The sequence below is a fragment of the Nocardioides sp. genome, from assembly GCF_034670285.1.
Classification (GTDB): Bacteria; Actinomycetota; Actinomycetes; order Propionibacteriales; family Nocardioidaceae; genus Nocardioides.
In genome coordinates, this window is sequence record NZ_JAXMNS010000222.1 from 1 (window position 1) to 6,161 (window position 6,161).

The window sequence follows — 6,161 nt, forward strand, 5'->3', positions numbered from 1 at the left end:
AGGACTCCCCTGGGGCGATCTCGAGCAGCAAGCTCTCGTGCGACCCGGTCGGCGTGGAGTCGGGCGCCGAGCCCTCCCCGGACGGGCTGTACTCGGTGACCTTCCGCGCAGTGCCCGCCAGCGGTGGCGCCGCGGCGCAGGAGACCTACACCTGGACGCTCGACACCGTCGCGCCCCCGGCGCCGACCGACCTCTCGGCCTCGCCCAGTCCCTACCTCCTCGACAGTGGCGACCTCGTCATCTCGGGCACCACCGAGACCAAGACCGACACCGTCTTCGTGACGGTGGGGGACGGCGAGCGGACCGTCACCGCGAGCAACGGGCTCACCAAGGCAACGGATGACTCCCGTGACTTCAACATCGTCGTGGAGGCGGACGACGTCGCCACGCTCGCCGACGGCGAGCTCACCGTCACGGCCCGTAGCCGGGACCAGGCCGTCAACGATGGGCCGACGGCATCGATCGCCGTCGTCAAGGACACCGTCGCGCCGAGCGTGCTGGCCACCGACCCGGCCGAGGGTGCGACGCTCGAGGTCGCCGACGTCACCTACGTCGTCACTGCGGACGAAGCGCTCGCAGCCACCAGCGCGGTTCGGATCTACGACGACGCCGACGTCGAGGTGGGCCTCGAATCGTCGGTCGATGCGGACACCGTCACCGCCACGCCGGACTCAGTTCTCCAGGACGGCAGCTACCGGGTCGAGATCGATCTCGTCGACACCGCCGGCAACGCCTCGCAGACCGTCGAGTCGAGCTTCGTCGTCGACGCCGAGCCGCCGGCGAGCCCCGGGGTGACCGCGCCGCTCGGCCCGGTCAACGCGGGCAACGCGGCGGCGTACACCCTCTCGGGCACCGGCGAGCCGGGCGCGAGTGTCGACGTCGACGCCTCGGGTGTCTCCGGGACCACCGAGGTCGGCCTCGACGGAGCCTGGACGATCGCGCTCGACCTGTCCGGCGTCCCGGACGGCACCGTCACCGTGACCGCCACGCAGAGCGACGACACCAGGACCAGTGCGGCCTCGGCGCCGCTGAGCACGCAGAAGGACACGGTGCTCCCGTCCCTGGAGAGCAGTGACCCCGCCGACGGCGAGACCGTGGCTCGCTCCAGTGACCTGACCTTCGTCTTCGACGAGCCGGTCAGCGATGCGACGCTCACGACCGAGCCGGTGGTGCCCGGGACGACCACCGTCGATGGCGCCACGGTCACCTTCACCCCCGACGGCGACCTGCCCGAAGGCTCGTTGCAGGCCACCGTCGAGGTCCTCGACGAGGTCGGCAACCCGGGTTCGGCCCGCATCGACGTGACTGTCGCCACCACCCCGACTCCGACGCCGACCCCGACCCCGACTCCGACTCCGACGCCGACCCCGACTCCGACTCCGACTCCGACTCCGACTCCGACGCCGACGCCGACTCCGACGCCGACCCCGACGCCGACCCCCGACGACGTCACGCCGCCGTCGGCCCCGACGCTCGAGCAGCCCGACGCCGTCACGGTCGTGGCGCCGAGTCTCGCCTTGAGTGGCTCCGGCGAGGCGGGCAGCACCGTCACCGTCACGGTCACCGGCTCCCTGGCCGGCGAGGTCACCGACAGCACCGTCGCCGACGAGGACGGCGCCTGGGCGCTCGTCGTCGACGTCGACGCGCTGTCCGAGGGTGACCTCTCGGTCACGGCCACCGCCACCGACGGGGCCGGCAACACCAGTTCCGCGAGCGCCGCCGTCACCGTCCTGAAGGACACCGTCGCGCCGGAGGTCGGCGCCCTGAGCGCCACCGACGTCGAGTCCGATGACCCGGTCACCACGGTGACGGGCACCCGCTCGGAGGCAGCGGACGTCGTCATCACCGCAAGCCAGGGCACGATGACCGCCCGGACGACCGTCCCCCGCGGGGAGGGCCTCTTCGACACCGGCCTCGACCTCACCGGCTTCGACGCCGGGACGGTGCGGGTGACCGCAGACCCGGTCGACGGCGTGGGCAACGAGGGCGAGCGCGCGATCACGGCCCTCGAGCTGACCCGGACCCAGAGCAGCACGCAGACCACGCTGGAGCGATCGGACCGGGTGATCAAGGTCGGCCGCCCGGTCACCCTCCGCGGCACCGTGACTCGAGCGGACGACGGCGTCGAGCCCGGCGAGGTGGAGATCCTCGCGGTGACCCGTCGCAATGAGCTGCTGCGCTTCGGGACGGTCGAGCTGGACGCCGACGGCAACTTCGAGACCAGGCTGCGCCCGATCGTCGACGCCACGTTCGTCGCGCGCTACACCGGAGACGCCGGCAACGACCGGTCGACGAGCGCGGGCCAGTCGGTCCGGGTCCGGTTCGGGGTCTCCGCGGCGCCGAGCAGGCTGAGGAAGGGCAAGCGCGTCGTCATCAAGGGCTCCGTCCTGCCGAGCCGCGAGGACGTGACGATCCAGGTGTTCCGCAAGCGCGCCAATGGCAAGAAGCTCCTCGACACGACCACCACGAACGGGCGCGGCAACTACCGCATCCAGGTGAAGCTGCCGCAGCGGCGCAGCAAGATCGTGGTGCGTGCCCTCGGGACGTTGGACAACACCCGGGGGGCCAAGCGGTTCGTCATCCGTCGCTGAGGTCGGCGCCTCCGCGGGCTATCGTGCCGGTGTGCCTGCAGGTGACATGGCGGACTGCCCGAAGTCCATGACGTACGGCCCCTGCGGCGGCGTCCGCGACGACCTCCGGTGCGAGATGGCCGAGCACGTGTGCACCTTCGCCGACCTCGACGAGCCCCGCCCGTGGAGCGCCGAGCCCGCCGCCGGGACACCGACCTCGGCACTGCTCACGGCGCTCGCCACGGGCCGGGCGTTGCTGAGCGACCTGACGCTGCCGTCGTACGACGCGAAGGCGCTGGCCTCCCTCGTCGCGGTGATGAGCGACTCCTGCGACGCGTTCCTGGTCGGTGAGCACCAGAACCGACCCGACTTCCCGCCGACGGTGATCGCCGCGCTCGTGAGAGAGGCGGGCGGCGTTCCGTGGATGACGCTGGCGTGCCGCGACCGCAACCGGGTGGTGCTGGAGCAGGAGGTCGCCGGGCTGGGCCTGGTCGGAGCCGACGGCGTGCTGTGCGTGACCGGCGATGGTCGCGCTCCCGGTGTCAGGCCGGGGGTCACCCAGGTCTTCGACCTGGACGGCACCGAGCTCGCCGCTCTGGCCGCGCAGCGAGGGCTGGCGGTGGCCGTGCCCGAGTCGCCCGAGGCCGCACCCCAGCACCTGCGTCCGGGCCGACTGGTGCAGAAGCAACGGGCCGGCGCCCACCTCGCGGTGCTCAATCACGTCGGCCGGGCAGAGCGCCTCGCCGTGTTCGTCGCCGAGGCGCGCGCGCAGGGCCTGACGATCCCCGTCGTCGCGGGGGTCGCGGTCTACACCGACGAGCCGTCGGCGCGGGTGCTGCAGAGGTTTCCCGGGCTGCACGTCGACGGCGCCAGTGTCGAACGAGTCCTCGCGGCCGACGACGTGCGCGAGGCGGGCATCGCGGCAGCGGTGGACGAAGCACTTGCACTGCTCGCGATCGACGGGATCAGCGGGGTCAACCTGTCAGGACGGGGGAGTTCCATGAGTGAAGCGGACGGCGCCGAGGTCAAGGCCGAGGTCGGTCACCGGATTCGGGCAGCAGCATGAGCGAGGAGCCGATGGTCGACGAGTTCGACACCGTCGCCATGTGGACGGCCGACGCGGTCGACGAGCTCGGGCAGGACCACGCCCTGCCTGCGGCCTGCCGGGGCAGCGGTAGCCCGGCAGCACTGCGGTGGCTTGCCGACCGCCTCGAGCTGGTGGCCGGGACGCGGCTGCTCGACAGCGGCGCCGGCGTCGGCGGCCCGGCGCAGATGGTGCGCGAGGAGCGCGGCGTCGAGCCGATGCTCGTGGAGCCGATGAAGGGGGCGTGCCTCGCCGCGGCGCGGCTCTTCGACCACCGAGTCGTGGTCGGTGACGGCGCCGCGCTGCCAGTCGAGGACGGCGAGTACGACGTCGCGTGGTCGGTGGGGGTGCTCTGCACCGTCGAGGACAAGGCGGCACATGTCGCCGAGCTGAAGCGCAGCGTCGGACCCGGCGGACGCGTAGGACTGCTGGTCTTCGTCCGCACGGTCGCTGACCTGCCCGACGAGCCCGAGGGCAACCACTTCGTCTCCGCTGACGAGCTCGACGAGCTCCTCCGCGCAGCCGGACTGGAGATCCTGGCCGCCAGCTACCTCGACGACCACCCCGCCGCGCCGTCCGAGTGGGACGACGCGGCATCAGCCGTCGACGCCGTCGTCGAGCGCGACCACGGCGACACCGACGCGTTCAAGTCCGCCGCTCGCAACCAGGAGCGGATGGGTGACCTCATCAAGGACGGCCAGGTCGCGGGTCGCCTGCTGGCCTGCCAAGTGCCGCAGATCTGATGTGACGACGCGTGGTCGTCCCCCGCGCGGCACTCAGCTCGGCGGCGGGTACTCCTCGGCGCGCAGCAGCCGGGCGAGGTGGACGGCGTTGGCGGCGAGCACCTTGTTGGTCGACGCCGTCTTCTCCGGCCGTGGGTCCTTGTCGCGGTAGTCGGTGCCGTGCATCGCCTCGCCGACCCAGTAGGTGACGGCATTGGCCGGCAGCGTGAAGCCCACGTCGTTGAGCGCCTGGAACAGCTCGGCGGAGGTGTGGTGGGCGCCGTCCTCGTTGCCCACGACCGCCACCCCGGCCACCTTGCCCATCGTGGTGTAGCGGCCCTCGTCGTCGGTCTCGGCGAGCTCGGCGTCGAGGCGCTCCAGCACCTTCTTGACCACCGACGACGGCTGTCCCATCCAGATCGGCGTGGCGAGCAGCAGGATGTCGGCGCCGAGCAGCTTCTGCCGGATGCCGGGCCAGGCGTCGCCGTCTCCTTCGTCGATCGAGACACCGTGCTTCACGTCGTGGTCGACGATGCGCACGATCTCGCTGGTCACGTCGTGCTCGGCCAGTGCCGCCGACAGCTCCTCAGCGATCAGCTGGGTGCTGGAGTCCGCCGGGGAGGGCTTGAGGGTGCAGTTGAGGATCAGGGCGGTGAGGGTGGGTGCCATCACTCGAGGATGCGCGCTGACCGCCGTCCGCGCCACCCCCTGCGCGCCACCGGTCCGCGCCACCCGCACGGGCTTGCGCCCCCTGGTGTGATGGATCCATGGACCTCGCTACCGCCCTGCGCCGGCTGTCGCCCGACCCGCGGGTGCTCGTGAGCGGCAACCACGCGACGCCGTGGCACACGCTCTCACTTCTCGATGCCGAGCTCGACACCTACCGGCTCTGGGCGCTCAACGGGCAGCCCGGCCTGCCCGACCGCGACGGCGTGACCCTGGAGACGTCATTCGTCGGTCCGGGGATGCGACGCAGTCTGCGGCTGCGCTACGTGCCGTCGCGGCTCTCGCTCGTGCCGCTGCTGCTCGGCGGCCCGCAGGCGCCCGACGTGGTGGTGCTCCACACCACCCGCCCGCGCAACGGCAAGGTGTCGCTCGGGCTCGAGGTCAACGTGCTGCCCGCCGCCATCGAGGCCGTACGACGACGCGGCGGGCTGGTGATCGCTCAGGTCAACGACCGTTTCCCGTGGACCTTCGGTGACGCCGAGGTCGGCCTCGACCTGATCGACGTCCTCGTGGAGGCCGACGAGGCGCTGCCCGTGCCGGTGCACCACGGCGTCGACGAGCTCTCGGCGCGCATCGGCGCGCAGGTGGCCGAGCGGGTGCCGGACGGCGCGACCCTCCAGGCAGGCATCGGCGCCGTGCCCGACGCGACGATGATGGGCCTGGTGGGACGACGCGGGCTGCGGGTGTGGACCGAGATGTTCTCCGACTCCGTGCTCACCCTCGAGAAGGCCGGCGCGCTCGACACCGCCGAGCCGATCGTGGCGTCGTTCCTCTTCGGCTCCGAGGAGCTGATCGACTGGGTCGATGGCAACGAGCGGGTCCGGATGGTGCGCACCGAGACCTCCAACGACCCGGCCCTGATCGCCCAGAACCCGGCGATGGTCAGCGTCAACACCGCCCTGCAGGTCGACCTCTTCGGTCAGGCCAACGCCTCGCGGATCGACGCGCGCATCCACTCGGGCTTCGGCGGTCAGACCGACTTCATCGTCGGGGCGCTGCACAGCCCGGGCGGGCAGGCCGCCATCGCGCTCAAGTCCTCGCACCCGAAGGCCGACGTGT

General features: G+C 72.0%; 5 protein-coding genes. 4 read left to right on the forward strand and 1 reads right to left on the reverse strand.

What is annotated here, in order from left to right; genetic code table 11:
- The 3 genes from VOI19_RS11985 to VOI19_RS11995 all read left to right on the forward strand — a co-directional run.
- Positions 1 to 2,591: Ig-like domain-containing protein (locus tag VOI19_RS11985; RefSeq protein WP_323793193.1), on the forward strand; the 2,591-nt coding region annotated here is incomplete at its 5' end.
- Positions 2,592 to 2,622: 31 nt separating this feature from the next.
- On the forward strand, positions 2,623 to 3,636 hold the full coding sequence (locus tag VOI19_RS11990) for a hypothetical protein (RefSeq protein WP_323793194.1): 1,014 nt from the start codon (positions 2,623 to 2,625) through the stop codon (positions 3,634 to 3,636).
- On the forward strand, positions 3,633 to 4,397 hold the full coding sequence (locus tag VOI19_RS11995; RefSeq protein ID WP_323793195.1) for a class I SAM-dependent methyltransferase: 765 nt from the start codon (positions 3,633 to 3,635) through the stop codon (positions 4,395 to 4,397). The genes VOI19_RS11990 and VOI19_RS11995 overlap by 4 nt, the downstream gene beginning before the upstream one ends.
- Before the next feature lie 33 nt (positions 4,398 to 4,430).
- Here the strand turns inward: VOI19_RS11995 and VOI19_RS12000 are convergent, their stop codons facing one another.
- Positions 4,431 to 5,045 (reverse strand): flavodoxin family protein, encoded by a 615-nt coding sequence (locus tag VOI19_RS12000; RefSeq protein WP_323793196.1) that lies wholly within the window; start codon positions 5,043 to 5,045, stop codon positions 4,431 to 4,433.
- Positions 5,046 to 5,143: 98 nt separating this feature from the next.
- Between VOI19_RS12000 and VOI19_RS12005 the strand changes: the two genes are divergently transcribed.
- Positions 5,144 to 6,161 (forward strand): acetyl-CoA hydrolase/transferase C-terminal domain-containing protein (locus VOI19_RS12005; protein WP_323793197.1); only part of this gene is annotated, 1,018 nt, incomplete at its 3' end.